The 16,950-nt window shown below is 62.2% G+C and carries 17 protein-coding genes and 1 tRNA gene; 12 read left to right on the forward strand and 6 right to left on the reverse strand.

Annotated elements, in window-relative coordinates; all coding sequences use genetic code 11:
• The first annotated feature begins 29 nt into the window (after positions 1–29).
• Positions 30–323 (forward strand): hypothetical protein, encoded by a 294-nt coding sequence (locus QUG01_RS17545; RefSeq protein ID WP_500831219.1) that lies wholly within the window; start codon positions 30–32, stop codon positions 321–323.
• Positions 324–346: 23 nt separating this feature from the next.
• Positions 347–1,105: a hypothetical protein gene (locus QUG01_RS17550; RefSeq protein ID WP_500831220.1), complete on the forward strand. Its 759-nt coding sequence runs from the start codon at positions 347–349 to the stop codon at positions 1,103–1,105.
• 123 nt (positions 1,106–1,228) lie between these two features.
• Here QUG01_RS17550 and QUG01_RS17555 read toward each other — a convergent pair whose 3' ends face one another.
• Complete coding sequence (locus QUG01_RS17555) at positions 1,229–1,786, reverse strand: adenine phosphoribosyltransferase (protein ID WP_043621775.1); 558 nt, start codon at positions 1,784–1,786, stop codon at positions 1,229–1,231.
• A 113-nt stretch (positions 1,787–1,899) separates the two neighbouring features.
• On the reverse strand, positions 1,900–3,213 hold the full coding sequence (locus QUG01_RS17560) for an NCS2 family permease (protein WP_500831221.1): 1,314 nt from the start codon (positions 3,211–3,213) through the stop codon (positions 1,900–1,902).
• A 153-nt stretch (positions 3,214–3,366) separates the two neighbouring features.
• On the opposite strand from QUG01_RS17560, the gene gmk reads away from it, so the two are divergent.
• From gmk to QUG01_RS17610, 10 genes are all read left to right on the forward strand, one after another.
• On the forward strand, positions 3,367–3,999 hold the full coding sequence (gene gmk / locus QUG01_RS17565) for a guanylate kinase (protein WP_103316576.1): 633 nt from the start codon (positions 3,367–3,369) through the stop codon (positions 3,997–3,999).
• Between the two features lie 81 nt (positions 4,000–4,080).
• Positions 4,081–4,287: a DNA-directed RNA polymerase subunit omega gene (rpoZ, locus tag QUG01_RS17570; RefSeq protein WP_043578754.1), complete on the forward strand. Its 207-nt coding sequence runs from the start codon at positions 4,081–4,083 to the stop codon at positions 4,285–4,287.
• 22 nt (positions 4,288–4,309) lie between these two features.
• Positions 4,310–6,466: a RelA/SpoT family protein gene (locus tag QUG01_RS17575; RefSeq protein WP_500831222.1), complete on the forward strand. Its 2,157-nt coding sequence runs from the start codon at positions 4,310–4,312 to the stop codon at positions 6,464–6,466.
• A complete protein-coding gene (gene thiS, locus QUG01_RS17580) occupies positions 6,463–6,672 on the forward strand; it encodes a sulfur carrier protein ThiS (protein WP_500831223.1) in 210 nt (69 codons plus the stop codon). The genes QUG01_RS17575 and thiS overlap by 4 nt, the downstream gene beginning before the upstream one ends.
• A gap of 51 nt (positions 6,673–6,723) precedes the next feature.
• Positions 6,724–7,518 (forward strand): thiazole synthase, encoded by a 795-nt coding sequence (locus QUG01_RS17585; RefSeq protein WP_043621760.1) that lies wholly within the window; start codon positions 6,724–6,726, stop codon positions 7,516–7,518.
• A 161-nt stretch (positions 7,519–7,679) separates the two neighbouring features.
• Positions 7,680–7,892: a 30S ribosomal protein S21 gene (gene rpsU / locus QUG01_RS17590; protein ID WP_043578765.1), complete on the forward strand. Its 213-nt coding sequence runs from the start codon at positions 7,680–7,682 to the stop codon at positions 7,890–7,892.
• Positions 7,893–8,003: 111 nt separating this feature from the next.
• Positions 8,004–8,450, forward strand: a complete 447-nt coding sequence (locus QUG01_RS17595) for a GatB/YqeY domain-containing protein (protein ID WP_106077613.1) — start codon at positions 8,004–8,006, stop codon at positions 8,448–8,450.
• A gap of 22 nt (positions 8,451–8,472) precedes the next feature.
• Positions 8,473–10,272: a DNA primase gene (gene dnaG, locus QUG01_RS17600; protein WP_500831224.1), complete on the forward strand. Its 1,800-nt coding sequence runs from the start codon at positions 8,473–8,475 to the stop codon at positions 10,270–10,272.
• A 77-nt stretch (positions 10,273–10,349) separates the two neighbouring features.
• A complete protein-coding gene (rpoD, locus tag QUG01_RS17605) occupies positions 10,350–12,275 on the forward strand; it encodes an RNA polymerase sigma factor RpoD (RefSeq protein ID WP_103316582.1) in 1,926 nt (641 codons plus the stop codon).
• 82 nt (positions 12,276–12,357) lie between these two features.
• Positions 12,358–12,436, forward strand: a tRNA-Ile gene (locus tag QUG01_RS17610).
• Positions 12,437–12,565: 129 nt separating this feature from the next.
• Here the strand turns inward: QUG01_RS17610 and QUG01_RS17615 are convergent.
• The 4 genes from QUG01_RS17615 to QUG01_RS17630 form a co-directional block, all read right to left on the reverse strand.
• Positions 12,566–13,363, reverse strand: a complete 798-nt coding sequence (locus QUG01_RS17615; protein ID WP_500831225.1) for a bestrophin-like domain — start codon at positions 13,361–13,363, stop codon at positions 12,566–12,568.
• Positions 13,364–13,451: 88 nt separating this feature from the next.
• Positions 13,452–14,138 carry a PAS domain-containing protein gene (locus QUG01_RS17620; RefSeq protein WP_500831226.1) on the reverse strand — a complete coding sequence of 229 codons (687 nt, stop codon included), beginning with the start codon at positions 14,136–14,138 and terminating at the stop codon, positions 13,452–13,454.
• Positions 14,139–14,201: 63 nt separating this feature from the next.
• Positions 14,202–15,731 carry a DHA2 family efflux MFS transporter permease subunit gene (locus QUG01_RS17625; protein WP_500831227.1) on the reverse strand — a complete coding sequence of 510 codons (1,530 nt, stop codon included), beginning with the start codon at positions 15,729–15,731 and terminating at the stop codon, positions 14,202–14,204.
• A gap of 10 nt (positions 15,732–15,741) precedes the next feature.
• The gene (locus tag QUG01_RS17630) at positions 15,742–16,848 is read right to left on the reverse strand and encodes an HlyD family secretion protein (protein WP_500831228.1); all 1,107 of its coding nucleotides are present in this window, start codon (positions 16,846–16,848) and stop codon (positions 15,742–15,744) included.
• Positions 16,849–16,950: the final 102 nt, after the last annotated feature.

A 16,950-nucleotide genomic window follows, 5' to 3' on the forward strand; every position in this document is an offset into this window, starting at 1 on the left:
AAACTTGCAATGAAATGGGAGTGACGATCATGAAGAACGATGCCTGCCTGCAACAGTTGCAACTGACTTTGGTACAGCTGCCGGAAGCCGAATTGCGCAAGATTCTCAACGACTATCGCGCTTATATTCGCGATGCGGCGAGCGACCGCGGCAGCGAAAGCCAATTGCTGGCCATCCTGACCGAGACCCGGCAAATGGCGGCTGCCGCCTTCGCCCGCCGCCGCATTCTGCGCCATGGCCGCCAGCAACTGGCGATCCGCCTGTCCGGCATCGCCGCGGCGCTGACGGCCTGCGCTGCGCTGTACTGGCTGTTTCTGAATTGAAGCTCTGTGAAGGGGAAGTATTGATGCATACCGTTAGAATCGCTTGCTGCCTGATGCTGGCGGCAGGCGCCGCCCAGGCGGAAGAGACCGGCAATATCGACAAGCTAAATTTCCGCGGCGATGCCGTGAAGCTGGAACTCAGCGCCGACGCCGCCAAACCGTACAAATTGAATCTGGAGAAGCGCAACTGGTCCGACACGCATTGCAAAGTCAACGCCACGCGCCAGGGCAGAGAGCTGACGTTTCAGATCGATCTGGGCGCGGTGGCGGCAGACCGCTGCGGCCTGGTGATCAAGGGCAACGTCAAGCCGGGCAAGCAGATCGATGTCGACTTGAAGGCCTTCGATGGCGATCTGAACGGCACGTTTGATGCCGTGCAGGTGCATGGCCAGGCGATTGATGTCGATCTGAAGGGCGCTTACCGTCTGGTCAAGCTCAATGGCCGCGCGATCAAGGGCGATGTCGAAGGCAAGGTCGGCGAGCTGACAGCCAAGGGCGACGCCTTGACGTTGGACTTCAAGGGCGAGAGCCGGGCCTTGTCGCTCGACGGGCAGGCCGTCAAAGCGGATGTCGAGCTGCACGGCGCGCAGCCGGCTGCCGATGTTCGGGTCCATGGCCAGATGGTGAAGCTGGCGTTCAGCGCCAACCGCCAGGCCAAGCTGGATTATCAGGTCAATGGCCAGGCCATGACCGTGAACGGGGATTGGGCCAATACGCCCGGCGCGCCGCTGAAACTGCGCGTCAGCGGCCAGGCCGTTCAGGTGTCCCTGGAGAAGGATTGAGTAGTGGTATGACTCCGTGTCCCTTGCCCGGCCTTGCGCCGGGCTTTTTTGCTTGGCGGCGGGCAATAAAAAACGGAACCGTGAACGGTTCCGTTGGCGATGGTTGACGCGGCGGTTTGGGAATCAGTGTCCCTTGTAGCTGCAGACTGTGAACAGGTCCAGGCCGCCGTCGCGCACCAGCTGGCCGCCGCCGAGTTCCGGCAATTCAATGATGGCCGCGGCTTCCAGCACATCGGCGCCCATGCGCTTCAGCAGCTTGTAGCCGGCCATCATGGTGCCGCCGGTGGCGACGAGGTCGTCGATCAGGATGACGCGGTCGCCCGGCTTGCAGGCGTCGGTATGCATTTCCACCGTCGCGTTGCCGTATTCCAGTTCGTATTCCTCTTCCACCGTGGTGAACGGCAGTTTGCCCTTCTTGCGGATGGGCACGAAGCCGACATTCAGCTCATAGGCCAGCACCGAGCCGATGATGAAGCCGCGCGCGTCCAGGCCGGCCACCAGGTCCACCTTCTCCGTCATGTAGCGATGGACATAGATGTCGATCAGCATGCGAAAGGTTTTCGGGTTCTGCAGCAGCGGGGTGATGTCGCGGAACATCACGCCTTGCTGCGGCCAGTTCGGTACGGTGCGGATCCAGCCCTTCAGATAGCTGGAGTAGTCGAGATTGCTGAGGTTTTCCATGGCTGTATTGTACTTCGAAATCAAGAGACTGCGCGACTGAAGCGCTTCTGCCGGCAGCAAAAAGGCTCGCCGCGCATGGCGGCGAGCCCTGAGGCGCAACGATTATTCCGCGTTTAGTGGAAGAACGCCAGCTTGAACACCCACAACGCGGCGATCACCAGCACGGCCGGCTTCAGATCGGCGAGGCGGCCGGCCAGAATCTTGATCACGGCGTAGCTGATGAAGCCGAAGGCGATGCCGTCGGCGATGGAGAAGGTGAAAGGCATGGCCAGCGCGGTCATCACCGCCGGCGCGGATTCGGTCAGGTCGTTCCATTCGATCTCGGCGAGGCCGCGCGCCATCAGCACGGCGACATAGCACAGCGCCGGCGCGGTGGCGTAGGCCGGCACGGTGGCGGCCAGCGGCGACAGCCACAGCGCGGCCAGGAACAGCAGCGCCACCACCACGGCGGTCAGGCCGGTGCGGCCGCCCACGGCGGTGCCGGCGGCGGATTCGACATAGGCGGTGGTGGACGAGGTGCCCATCACGGCGCCGGCGGTGATGGCGATGGAGTCCGCCATCAGCGCGCGCTTCAGCCGCGGCAGCTTGCCATCCTTGTCCAACAGGCCGGCGCGGTGCGACACGCCGACCAAGGTGCCGGTGGTGTCGAACAGATCGACGAAGAAGAATACGAAGATCACGCCGATCAAGCCGGCTTGCAGCGCGCCGGCGATGTCCATCTTCATGAAAGTCGGTTCCATGCTCGGCACCGGGGCGACGATGCCCTTGAACGGCGACAGGCCGAAGGCGATCGACAGCGCGGTCACGGTCAGGATGCCGATGATGATGGAGCCCGGCACCTTGCGGTATTCCAGCGCCACGATCAGGAAGAAGCCGAAGATGGCGAGCAGTGTGGTCGGCTTATGGATGTCGCCCAGCGTCAGATAGGTTTCCGGGTGCGGCGCGATCACGCCGGCGTTCTTCAGCGCGATGATGGCCAGGAACATGCCGACGCCGGCCGAGATGGCGAACTTCAGCGACTGCGGAATGGCGTTGACGATGGCCTCCCGCACCTTGAACAGGCTGACCGCCAAGAACACGATGCCGGAAATGAACACCGCGCCCAGCGCGGTTTCCCACGACAGGCCCATGCCCTTGACCACGCTGAAAGTGAAATAGGCGTTCAGGCCCATGCCCGGGGCCAGGGCGATCGGGTAGTTGGCCACCAGGCCCATGATGGCGGTGCCGAGCGCCGCGGCCAGGCAGGTGGCCACGAATACCGCGTTCAGATCCATGCCGGTGCTCGACAGGATCAGCGGGTTGACCAGCACGATATAGGCCATGGTCAGGAAGGTGGTGAAGCCGGCGATGACTTCGGTCCGGACCGTGGTGCCGTGTTCTTTCAGCTTGAACAAGCTCTCCAGCAGTTGCATTCGGGGCGACTCCAAGGTGTGTTGCGTCAAAACGAAAACGGCGCATTATCGGGCCGAGGGGGCTCAAACACCTAAATCTTGACGTGAAAATATGTCTTCTATTAACAATCCACGGCCTGCTGTGCTATCCTGAAAAATTACTCTTTGGCAAAGTTGTACTGAATTCTCATGGACCAGCCCATCGGTAACATCTACATCGTGGTGGCGCCGTCCGGCGCCGGCAAAACCTCGCTGGTGACCGCCTTGCTGCAGGCCGAGCCCAGCGTCGAGCTGTCGATTTCCTACAGCACCCGTCCGGCGCGCAAGGGCGAAATCGATGGCAAGCACTACCACTTCGTCGACAAGGCCACCTTCGATGCCATGATCGATCGCGGCGACTTCCTCGAATACGCCGAGGTTTACGGCAACTACTACGGCACCAGCGCGCCGTGGATCCGCAGCCGCCTGGAAGTCGGCCAGGACATCCTGCTGGAAATCGACTGGCAAGGCGCCGAGCAGGTGCGCAAGGTGTTTCCCGGCGCGATCGGCATCTTCATCGCCCCGCCGTCCATCGAGGAACTGGAGCGCCGCCTGCGCGGCCGCGATACCGATACCGAGGAAGTGATCCTGCGCCGGCTGGCATCGGCCCGCGCCGAGATCGACAAGATCGCCGAATACGACTACATCGTGGTCAACGACGACTTCGAGCGCGCGCGGCTGGACCTGATCAGCATTGTCCGCGCCCGCCGCCTGCGCAGCGAAGTGCAATGCCGCCGCCTGGCCGAGATGTTCCGCCACATGGGAACGGCCGGCGCGCAGTAAAAATAGTGTCGCCGAGGCTGACTTGCCAAGGCGAAAATTCGATATAGTGAACCCTGTAACGTCATTTAGCAGAGAGAACCCATGGCCCGTATTACTGTTGACGATTGTCTGGATCGCATCCAGAACCGCTTTGACCTGACTCTGGCCGCCGCTTACCGCGCGCGCCAAGTGGCTTCCGGCGCCAGCGCCTTTGTCGAGCCGGGTCGCCACAAGCCGACCGTGGTTGCCCTGCGTGAAATCGCCGCCGGCCATGTCGGCAAGGAAATCCTCAACCGCGGCAAGGCCTGATTCGCTGTAACTGGAGTGGACGATGGCCAGCGGCATTGAGACCGGTATTGATTACGACGCCCTGATCGAGTCCGAAGCGGCGGTTTTCTTCGAGAACGCCGCCCGCTACCTCAAGCCGGAAGACGTCGCGCTGCTCAAGCAGGCTTTCGCGGTCAGCCGCGAGGCGCATGAGGGGCAGACCCGCAAGAGCGGCGAGCCCTACATCACCCATCCGCTGGCGGTGGCCACCATGCTCACCGACTGGCGGCTGGATGTGCAGGGCCTGGCCGCGGCCTTGCTGCATGATGTGCTGGAAGACACCGGCGTCACCAAGCCGACGCTGATCGAAAAGTTCGGCAAGATCGTCGCCGATCTGGTGGACGGCCTGTCCAAGCTGGAGCGGCTGGAGTACCAGACCAAGGAGGCGGCCCAGGCTGAAAGCTTCCGCAAAATGGTGCTGGCGATGGCGCGCGACATCCGCGTCATCATCGTCAAGCTGGCCGACCGGCTGCACAATATGCGCACGCTGGACTCTATGCGCGAGGACAAGCGCCGCCGCATCGCGCTGGAAACGCTGGAAATCTACGCCCCGATCGCCAACCGCATCGGCCTGAACAAGGTCTACCGCGAACTGCAGGACCTGGCGTTCAAGCATCTGCATCCGCATCGCTACAGCGTGCTGTCCAAGGCGGTGCGCGCCGCGCGCGGCAACCGCCGCGAAGTGGTCAACAAGATTCTGCTGGCGGTCAGCCAGCGGCTGGTGCAGAGCAATATCGAGGCCACCATCAAGGGCCGCGAAAAGAATCTCTACAGCATCTACAAGAAAATGCAGGAGAAGCACCTGTCGTTTTCCGAGGTGCTGGACATCTACGGCTTCCGCGTCGTCGTCAACGACATCCCGGCCTGTTACCTGGCCTTGGGCGCGCTGCACAGCCTGTACAAGCCGATTCCCGGCAAATTCAAGGATTACATCGCCATTCCCAAGGGCAATGGCTATCAGAGCCTGCACACCACGCTGTTTGGCCCGTACGGCACGCCGGTGGAAATGCAGATCCGCACCCGCGAGATGCATAACGTGGCCGAGGCCGGCGTGGCCTCGCACTGGATGTACAAGAGCGGCGAGGGCGTCAACACCGCCCAGCAGCGCACCCACCAGTGGCTGCAAAAGCTGCTGGACATGCAGGAGGAGAGCGACGACGCCGTCGAGTTCCTGGAGCACATCAAGATCGACCTGTTCCCGGACGAGGTGTACGTGTTCACGCCCAAGGGCAAGATCATGGTGCTGCCGCAAGGCGCCACGCCGGTGGACTTTGCCTACGCGGTGCACACCGACATCGGCCATCGCTGCATCGCCGCCCGCGTCAATCACGCGCTGGTGCCGCTGCGTACGGTGTTGCGCAACGGCGACACCGTGGAAATCATCACGTCTACCCAGGCCAAGCCCAATCCGTCCTGGCTGGCCTTTGTGCAGAGCGGCCGCGCCCGCTCCGGCATCCGCAACTATCTGAAGAGCCTGCAGCGCGAGGAAGCGGTTTCGCTGGGCGAGAAGCTGCTGCGCCAAGCCGTGGGCGCGTTGGCCTCCACGCCGCTGGCGGTCAGCGAGGAGCTGCGCGCCGAATACCTGGCCGCTTATGGCGAAAAGATCAGCGGCTTTGAAGACGTGCTGGCCGAGATCGGCGCCGGCAAGCTGCTGCCCATCGTGGTGGCGCGCCGCATGCTGGAGCTGGCCGGCGAGCGCCTGGGCGAGGGCGTGCGCGTCGGCCCCATCACCATACGCGGCAACGAAGCCGGCATGGTGCAGCTGTCCAGCTGCTGCAATCCTTTGCCCGGCGACGACATTCTGGGCGTGATCACCAAGGGCCAGGGCCTGGTGATCCACCGCGTGGAATGCCCGAATGCGCGCCGCGCCGATCACGACAAGCTGCTGGAAGTGAACTGGGAGGCGCAGCGCGACCGGATGTTCGGCGCCACCGTCGGCGTGCTGGCGCGCAACGAGCGCGGCGCGCTGGCCGACATCGCCACCGCCATCTCGCAGGCCTCGGCCAATATCGAGAGCGCCGACACCCAGGACAGCAGCCGCGACGGCGACGGCCTGTTCAACATCCACTTCCGCCTGCAAGTGGAGGGCGTGGAGCACCTGGAGCGCGTGCTCGCCGCCATCCGCCAGCTGGCGGTGGTGCAACGCGTGGAGAGAAAATGAGTCAATTGAACTTGCAGATCAACGGCGAGGCGAAAAGCGTCGCCGGCGTCGCCACGTTTGCCGAACTGATCGACGCGCTGGCCTTGACCGGCAAGCGCATCGCCATCGAGCGCAACGGCGAGATCGTGCCGCGCAGCCGCTATGCCGAGGCGCGGCTGGTTGACGGCGACGTGCTGGAAATCGTGGTGGCCGTCGGCGGCGGCTAGTTCGCCCGCGCAGGCCATGCCGTATCAACGAATAGAAGAAGAGGTGTGCAGGTGAGCGATCAACTGGTGATAGCGGGCAGGGTGTTTCATTCCCGTTTGCTGGTGGGGACCGGCAAATACAGCAGCTTCGAGCAGACGGCCGAAGCGCTGGAGGCCTCTGGCGCGGAAATCATCACGGCGGCGATTCGCCGGGTGAACCTGGGCCAGAACCCTAACGAGCCGAATTTGCTGGACTTTTTGCCGCAAAGCCGGTATAACCTGCTGCCCAACACGGCGGGCTGCTACTCCGCCGAGGATGCGATCCGCACGCTGCGCCTGGCGCGCGAGCTGTTGGACGACCACCGCTTCGTGAAGCTGGAAGTGCTGGGCGATCCCAATAATCTGTATCCCAACGTCAAGGAAACGCTGAAGGCCGCGGAAGTGCTGGTGGCCGAAGGTTTCGACGTGTTGGTCTATACCTCGGATGACCCCATCGTCGCGCGCGAGCTGGAGCAAATCGGCTGCTGCGCGATCATGCCGCTGGCCAGCCTGATCGGCTCCGGCATGGGCATTCTGAATCCGTGGAATCTGCAATTGATTATCGAGCAGTCCAAGGTCCCGGTGATTGTGGATGCCGGCGTCGGCACCGCGTCCGACGCGGCGATCGCGATGGAGCTGGGCTGCGATGGCGTGCTGATGAATACCGCGATTGCCGCCGCGCGCAATCCGGTTCAAATGGCGCACGCGATGAAACTGGCCGTGGAAGCTGGCCGCGCCGCCTATCTGGCCGGCCGGATGCCGAAGCGTTTTTATAGTGCAACGCCAAGTTCTCCTAGTGAGGGGGTGATTTCTTCCGTCAAGCCGTGACGTTTTTTCGGCCTGAGCGCCCGCTATTTGCAGCGCAAAACGCCACAACCAGGCGTGACGAAGCCTTTTAGACTTTTATAATCGCAGCAACATTGCTAAAATGCTGTTTTTACAGGCAGAGGCCTTGGCCCTGCCCTAAAGAAATCAAGGACCCTTAAGTAATGCCGAATATTCGCGTTAAAGAGAACGAACCGTTCGAAGTAGCTCTGCGTCGCTTCAAGCGCGCTGTGGAAAAGACTGGTCTGCTGACCGAACTGCGCGCCCGCGAGTTCTACGAGAAGCCGACCACCGAGCGCAAGCGCAAGCACGCTGCCGCGGTTAAGCGCCACTACAAGCGCATCCGCAGCCAAATGCTGCCGCCGAAACTCTACTAAGAGTTTCCCTGGCACCAAGCAGGACCGCAGGCCATGCCTGCGGTTTTGCCATTTGTACTCCCGCATTTCCCATGCTGCCCATCGCAGCGCCGCATCTCAAGTGAGCACGACATGAGCCTCAAAGTTCGCATCACCGACGACATGAAGTCCGCCATGAAAGCCAAGGAAGCCGACAAGCTGGCGGCGATCCGCCTGTTGCTGGCCGCCATCAAGCAGAAAGAAGTGGACGAGCGTATCGAACTGGACGACGCCGGCATCACCGCCGTCATCGACAAGATGATCAAGCAGCGTCGTGACTCCATCTCCCAGTACCAGGCCGCGCAGCGCCAGGACCTGGTGGACAAGGAACAGGCCGAGATGGACGTGCTGATGGCTTACATGCCGCAACAGCTGAGCCAGGCCGAGATCGAAGCCTTGATCGCCAAGGCCGTGGCGGATACCGGCGCCGCCGGCATGCAGGACATGGGCAAAGTGATGGGCGCATTGCGCCCGCAGCTGGCCGGCCGCGCCGATATGGCGCAGGTTTCGGCGCTGATCAAGGCCAAGCTGAGCGCGTGACCTACGCATCAGGTGGCAGGATTTGATTCCGCAGGATTTCATCGACCAGTTGCTGTCCCGCGTCGACATCGTCGACGTGGTGGATCGTTACGTTCCCTTGAAAAAGGGCGGCCAGAACTATCTGGCCTGCTGCCCCTTTCACAAGGAAAAGTCGCCCTCATTTACCGTTAGCCCCAGCAAGCAGTTTTACCACTGCTTCGGTTGCGGTGCGCATGGCTCGGCCATCGGCTTCGTCATGGAGTATCAGGGCATAGGCTTTATCGATGCCGTGAAGCTGCTGGCCGAAGGCATAGGCATGCAGGTGCCGAACGAGCGCAGCGTCAACCTAGAAGCTAGCCGCAAGGCGCGCGAGAAGCAGGTGTCGCTGGAGCAGCTGATGCAGCAGGCCAGCGATTTTTACCGCCGCGAGCTGAAGGGGGCGGCCAATGCCGTCGCCTATTGCAAGGGACGCGGGCTGTCCGGCGAAGTCGCCGCGCGCTTCGGCCTCGGCTACGCGCCGGATGGCTGGCAGAACCTGGAAGCCGCGGTCCAAAACTATCAGGACGACAAACTGGTGGAAGCCGGCCTGGTGATCGTGGCCGAGGATAGCGGCCGTCGCTATGACCGCTTCCGCGACCGGCTGATGTTTCCTATCCGCAACCAGCGCGGCGCCATCGTCGGCTTCGGCGGGCGGGTGCTGGGCAAGGGCGAGCCGAAATACCTGAACTCGCCGGAAACGCCGCTGTTCGAAAAGGGCCGCGAGCTTTACGGCCTGTACGAGGCGCGGCAGGCGATCCGGGATAAAAACCGGGTGCTGGTGGTCGAAGGTTATATGGACGTGGTGGCGCTGGCGCAATACGGCATAAGCTACGCGGTCGCCACGCTGGGCACCGCCACCACCGGCGAGCATGTGCGCAAGTTGCTCAAGCATGCCGATCAGGTCTACTTCTGCTTCGACGGCGATGCCGCCGGGCAGAAGGCGGCGTGGCGGGCGCTGGAAAACAGCTTGCCGCAGCTGGTGGACGGCAAGTCGCTGAATTTTCTGTTCCTGCCGACCGAGCACGATCCAGACAGCTATGTCCGCGAATTCGGCGCCGATGCGTTTGAGGAATTATTGACCCAGCACAGCCTGCCGCTATCGGTGTATTTCACCCGCGAGCTGTGCCGCGGCGTCAATCTCTCGACGCCGGAGGGCCAGGCGGAGCTGATCCGCGTGGCCACGCCGCTGCTGGCGCAGATCGTCGCGCCGGCTTTCGGCTACATGATACGCAAGCGCCTGGCCGAGATGGCCGGCGTCGATGTCGATGAGCTGGACATGCTCACCGGCGGCAAGGCCAAGCCGCAGCGCGAGCGCGGCGGCCGCGGCGGCGGCAAACGCGAGTACCGGCTGCCGGCGGAGTCGCAGCGTCCGTTGAACGCCACCATGGTGAAGAAGCTGATCAAGTGGCTGTTGATGAACCCGGAATGGGCGGCCGATGTCCAATTGCCGGACAGCCTGGCGCTGTCCGACGAACTGGCCTGTTTCGCCATGCTGGCCGAGCGCGTGCTGGAGCATGGCGAATCGCCGAATACGGCGCAATTGATTGAAGGCCTGCGCGGCACGCCGTATGAAGGTTTGATCGACAGCGTGCTGCAGCAGGCGATGCAGGATCCGGACGAGTTCTCGGACCCCGGCGCCGACGACCGCCAGCTGTTTCAGGATGGCAACGCCAGATTGTTGAAAATGCTGCATGCGGAGCAGCTGGAGCGGCTAAAACAGAAGGACCGGCACGAAGGTTTGACGCCAGAGGAGAAGGTCTTGATGGGCCAGTTGCTGCGGGAAATGTTCTCGCCGCCGAGTTAACAGGCTCGGCGGAAAAGTTCAGGTAGTTGTGTTATAATCAACTGTTTTTTTCGGCTTTTTTTCAAGCAGGAAGCGAAATGGCGGCCTCTCCCGAAAACCAGAAAGATGTGCAGGACAGCCCACAGGAAGTGATGAGCCTGGAAGAGCAGCGGAAACGCTTGCGCCAGCTGATCGCGCTGGGCAAAGAGCGTGGGTATCTGACCTACGCCGAAATCAACGACCACCTGCCGGAAGACGTATCCGACGCCGAGCAGATCGAAAACATCGTGACGATGATTTCCGGTCTGGGCATTCAGGTATATGAAGAAGCGCCGGACGCCGAAACCTTGCTGATGTCCGACGCCACCCCGTCGGTGGCGGACGAGGATGCCGTGGAAGAGGCCGAGGCGGCCCTGTCCTCGGTGGATTCCGAATTCGGCCGCACCACCGACCCGGTGCGCATGTATATGCGCGAGATGGGCTCGGTCGAGCTGTTGACCCGCGAAGGCGAAATCGAAATCGCCAAGCGGATCGAGGACGGCCTCAAGTACATGATCCAGGCCATCTCCGCCTGCCCCGGCACCATCGCCGAGGTGCTGGAGCTGATGGAGCGCGTGGCGCGCGATGAGATCCGCGTCGACGAAGTGGTGGACGGCTTTATCGACCTCAACGCCCCGACCGAGGCTGACGCTCAGTTCGCCGAGCCGGAAGCCGTGGACGAGCTGCTGGAAGAGGAAGAGGAAGAGGACGAGGACGCCGAGGAAGTCGACGCCGACGCCGATGCCGCCGCCAATCTGGAAGAGCTGAAGCAGGAAGCGCTGGAGCACTTCGCCGGCGTGCGCCTCTTGTTCGACAAGATGGTCAAAGCGCTGAACGCCAAGGGTCCGCAGAGCAAGGAATACCTGGAGCTGCAAGACGCGATCACCACCGAATTCATGCTGGTGCGCTTCGCTACCCGTCAGGTGGAAAGCCTTTGTGAGTCGCTGCGCGGCCGCGTCAACGAGATCCGCACTTACGAGCGCGACATCCAGGACATCTGCGTCAGCCGCGTGCGCATGGACCGTGCCCACTTCATCAAGGTGTTCCCGGGCAACGAGACCAACCTGGATTGGGTGGAAAACGAGATTGCCTCCGGCAAGGCCTGGAGCGAGGCGCTGACCCGCTTCAAGCACGCCATCATCGAGAAGCAGACCCGCCTGTCCGATCTGCAAGACAAGGCCATGCTGTCGATCAAGGCCCTGAAGGAAATCAACCGCCAGATGTCGGCGGGCGAATCCAAGGCGCGCCGCGCCAAGAAGGAAATGATCGAGGCCAACCTGCGTCTGGTGATCTCCATCGCCAAGAAGTACACCAACCGCGGCCTGCAGTTCCTGGATTTGATCCAGGAGGGCAACATCGGTCTGATGAAGGCGGTGGACAAGTTCGAATACCGTCGCGGCTACAAGTTCTCGACCTACGCCACCTGGTGGATTCGCCAGGCGATCACCCGCTCCATCGCGGACCAGGCGCGCACCATCCGCATTCCGGTGCACATGATCGAGACCATCAACAAGATGAACCGCATCTCGCGGCAGATCCTGCAGGAAAGCGGCCGCGAGCCGGATCCGGCGGAACTGGCCGAGAAGATGGAGATGCCGGAAGAGAAGATCCGCAAGATCATGAAGATTTCCAAGGAGCCCATCTCCATGGAAACCCCGATCGGCGACGACGACGATTCCCATCTCGGCGACTTCATCGAGGACCAGAACAACCTGGCTCCGTCCGACGCGGCGATGTACTCCAGCCTGAAGGACGCGACCAAGGAAGTGCTGGACACCCTGACGCCGCGAGAGGCGAAAGTCCTGCGCATGCGTTTCGGCATCGACATGAACACCGACCACACGCTGGAAGAAGTGGGCAAGCAGTTCGACGTGACCCGCGAGCGCATTCGCCAGATCGAGGCCAAGGCGCTGCGCAAGCTGCGTCATCCGACTCGTTCCGAGCGTTTGCGCAGCTTCCTGGACAACGAGCCGGGCGGCCAGTAAGCGTTTGGCGTGAATCTCGCAAAATCCCCAGGCCAAGGCTTGGGGATTTTTATTTTCCACGTTATAATCGCTCTCTCTTTCAGGGCCTCTAGCTCATGCTTGGTTAGAGCAGCGGACTCATAATCCGTTGGTGCCGAGTTCGACTCTCGGGGGGCCCACCAGACAATCAAGGGGTTGCGCGCAAGCGCAACCCCTTTTGCTTTGTCCGCTTCAACCAAGGTTCCACTCAGGCAGCGTTCCGCCCGCCGGTGCGCTTTGATGTCGGGGCGCAAGACGGGCATCGCGCATGGTCATGGCGAGCTGGCGCTCACCGGCATGTCGGTGTGCGCTTCTTTGTTGAGCGATTCTAGCAAGAGGTCGAATGGCGTGCGGGAAACCGTGAATATGCCTTGGCAGGGGTGCGTCAATTCCAGAATCAGAAAGTTAGCGCTGGCGATGGCGACGGCGCCCAAGAGCAGGATGCATAACGAGATCGTATCGCCGCCGTTCAGGATGCCATACAGGAAAAACAGCAGGCAGGCCCAGCCGAATACAATGACCAGCAGCAAGGATGGGATCTGGTTGGACAGGCTGCGGATGATGTTCGACTGAATGGTGATGAAGTTGTTGGAAAACTGGCGGATGGCGTTCAAGTCGTCGCGGGTGACGTTTTTGAACGTTTGGAAGTGGTTGTTTATTTTTAATAAAGCCTCAATGTCGCCTGACAGGTCTTTATAGCTCAGCTCGTGCAAAGCAAAGTGGCGTTTGCTTGGCCAGTATCGGCCCAATATCCGCAAAATAAGGTCTTTCAGCAAGGCCCGCGACGCTTTCGACTCTTCTGGAGATTGTTTGAGCAGGAGGTCAAGATTGGCGGCAGCGGCGGAAAGCGCGTTGAAGTCGGTCTGGTGGTTGTTGAAGGCCGTATACGATGACGAGACCAGCAAGCCCAGCACGATGGAAAACAAGGTGCCGATCAGCGCGGAGATGGACCTGATCAGATCGCTTGAATAGACAATGCGGGCATGGAGGAGCGAATGCAAGCCACATCCGGCAACGCCGAAGATAAAAGTGGCGACCGAGATCAAAAGGCAGCGGCTGAAAATTTTCATGGTGAATACCTGGATGCGTCAGTTTGACTGGAGCGGGCATTCCTGGCGGCAAGGGGACGCATGGATTGGGCGTCGACCCTAAGCCAGCTTAGGACGAGCGCGGTGAAAAGCAATCACGGAAAGGATCCTGCCCATCCTGCGGCAGGACTGGCTGGGCCGGGGCGATGAACTGCAGCGACGGCACGGGGATTGCGCTGAGGGAGACCGACATCTGCTCAATCGCCGCCGCCACGCCAGCGGCCGCGGCCAGCCTCCGCCAGTAAGCGCTTACGCCCAGCGCCGCGCCAAAGCATAGCGCGGGCCTCAGCGTCAGCCGCGCGGTGACCGATGTATCGTTGCGATAACGCGTGGCGGGAAAGCGGATGCTGCGGTGGTTGACGGCTTGATACAGGGCGTTGGCCTCGGCTAGCTGTCTTGGCGTCGGGCGCGTACGCACCGATATATAGCCCACTTTGCGCCCGTTTTCGATCAGCGGCGTGACATAAGCCTCCACCCAGTAGAAGTCGCCGTTCTTGCAGCGGTTCTTGACGATGCCGCGCCAGGGCCGGTCGGCTTGCAGCGTGCGCCACATGTCCTCGAATGCCGCGGCCGGCATGTCTGGATGGCGTATCAGGTTGTGGGGCTGGCCCAGCAATTCGTCCAGTCGGTAGCCACTGATGTCGACGAAGCTTTGGTTGGCATGCTGGATCACGCCCTTGAGGTCAGTGACGCTGACCAGGGGGCGTTTGGGATCAAGCTGGCGTTCCCGGTCGGTGATGGGTTGAGTGTTGCGCATGGAGCGCTCCCTGTCAGTTCGGGCAAGGCCGCGCCATGCCCCAGAGTCTTGAAAACCTTGCGCTTAGTGCACGTGGCTGGTGTCCGCTACGCGGGTCGGTTTCGGCGCCAGCCAGACGAAGCAGGCCGCCACCACGAAGGACAAGCCGCTGATCCAGAACATCTCATTGGTCGACAGCATGATGCTTTGCGCGTCCACCAGGCTGTTGAGCATGTTGCGCGCGGGTTCGTCGCCAAACGCGGCGCTCATCTGCCGCATGGCCTCGCCGCCGCTGTCGACCATGCCGGTCAGGATGTCGTGGTATTTCTTGGCCTTGTCGTCCCAGCCGGTGGTGACCAGCGAGGTGGCGATGGCGCCCGACATGGTGCGCAGAAAGTTCATCAGGCCGGCGGCGGAGGCCATTTCCGGCTCGTCCACGCTGGACATGGCCAGGCCGATCAAGGGCACGAAGAAAAACGGCATCCCCAGCCCCTGGAAGAACAGCGGAATGGACACCTGCCAGAAACCGACGTCGGTGGTGTTGAAGCTGCGGAACAGAGTGACGCCGCCCAGCCACATCACGCCCATGAACACCAGAGGCCGCGGGTCCATGCGGGTGGTCAGGTGGGCAACCAACGGAGCGGCCAGCACGGACAGCACGCCGCTGAGCGCCTGGGCGATGCCGGCATCGGTGGCCGTGTAGCCCATATAGCTCTGCAGCCATTGCGGGGTCAGCACCGTGGCGCCGAAGAAAGAGCCAAAGGCGAGCGCGATGGTCGTCACACTGACCCAGTAGCCGCGGTGGCGGAACACTCTGAGGTTGACCACCGGATTGTGGTCGGTCAACTCCCAGATCAGGAAAGCCAGGAAGCCGACGGCGGCGATGATCGCCAGGTAGACGATTTCCGTGGAGGCGAACCAGTCCAGGTCCTTGCCTTCATCCAGCATGATCTGCAACGCCGCTACCCACACCACCAGCAAGCCCAGGCCTACAGCGTCGATGCGCGAATTCTGCCGCTCGCTCTCCTGCCCCTTGAGCAAACGCCAGCCCAGGCAGCCACACAGCAGCGCGATCGGCACGTTGATGTAAAAGATCCAAGGCCAGCTGACCTGGTCGCACAGCACGCCGCCCAGCACCGGCCCCAGCACCGGGGCCACCAGCGTGGTCATGCTCCACAACCCTACGGCGATGTTGGCTTTCTCCTTGGGAAAGATTTGCTGCAGCAAGGTCTGTGACATCGGCATCAGCGGGCCGCCGGCCAGGCCTTGCAAGACCCGGAACAGCAGCAGCATTCCTAGTGAATGAGACAGCCCGCACAGCAGCGAGAACAGGCCGAACAGCATCATGGACGTGATGAACAGGCGCACCGTGCCGAAGCGGGCGGCCAGCCAGCCGGTCAGCGGCACGGTGATGGCCTCCGCCACCGCGTACGAGGTGATGACGTAAGTGCCCTGGTTGGCAGCCACGCCCAGGCCGCCGGCGATATTGGGCACGGATACATTGGCGATAGTGGTGTCTAGCACCGCGATGAAATTGCCTGCCGACAGGGCGAGCGCGGCCAGCCACAAGGTGGCGCCAGTCAATGGAGAGGCATGCGTGGTGGAGTGAGACATGGCCGTTACCTCAGTTGGCGCGCGTATCTATGGTGGCGGTCATGGACAGGCCGACCGATAGCGGATGGGCTTGCAGTTCGGCGGGGTCCAGCGCGATGCGGACGGGCAGGCGTTGCACCACCTTGATCCAGTTGCCGGTGGCGTTCTGCGCCGGAATCACCGCGAAGGATGCGCCGGAACCGCCGGACAGCCCGACGACTTTGCCGTGGTACTCGACGTTGTCGCCGTAGAGGTCGGCGGTCAGCTTGACAGGCTGTCCGATGCGGACTTTTTCCAGCTGCACTTCCTTGAAGTTGGCATCCACGTGGGCCTGCTGCAGCGGCGCGACGGCAAGCAGCGGGGTGCCCGCCTGCACTCGCTGGCCAACCTGCACCTGGCGTTTGGCTACCACCCCGTCCACCGGCGCTCGTATCACCGTGCGCGCCAGATCCAGCCGCGCCTGGTCGCGCTTGGCGCGCGCCAGCGCCACTTCCGGGTTGTTGTCGACAGTGGAGTCGCTGGTCAGCGTCCGGCCGCTCTTCAACGCTTCCATGGCGGCGCGGTAGTTGGCATCGCTCTGGCTGGCGGCGGCTTGCGCGGCGCGCAGGTTGGCCTCGGCCACGGATAGCGCGTTTTGCGCGTTGCTCAATTCCTCGGCGGAGACCGAGCCGTTCTTGGCCAGGGCATGCCGGCGCTGGAAGTCGAGCTGGGCGCGCTCCAGATCGGACTTGGCGGAAACGAGCTGGGCCGCGGCGCGGGCTTGTTCGGCTTGGCGCGCCTGCACCTGGGCGGACTGGCTGTCATTGTTGGCGAAATAGCCTTTCACGCGGCGCTGCGCGCGTTCCAAGTCCGCCTGGGCCTGGGCTAGCGCCAGCTTGGCGTCGCTGTCGTTGAGTTCCACCAAGACGTCGCCCTTTTTGACGTGCTGGGTATCCACTACCTCAACCTTTCTCACTGTGCCGGCCACTTCCGGCGTGACCTGAGCCACCTCGGTCGCCACATAGGCGTTGTCGGTGCTGACATAGTGGGATGCCACCAAGGTCCAGTAGCTGCCGTAGCCGATGGCGGCGACGGCGAGGGCCGCGCCGAGTTGGAGGAATAGTTTCTTGCGGCGCGCCGGCAGTTTGTCGGCGGGCATCTCGGAGGCGGGCAGGGTTTTGATTTGGCTATGTCCCAATTACAAGTTGGTAACTACACTGAAGTAAGCCTCTCACCAGGAGCGTGATGATGGATACCCAGT

Source organism: Chromobacterium sp. CCUG 76385 (genome assembly GCF_059916625.1).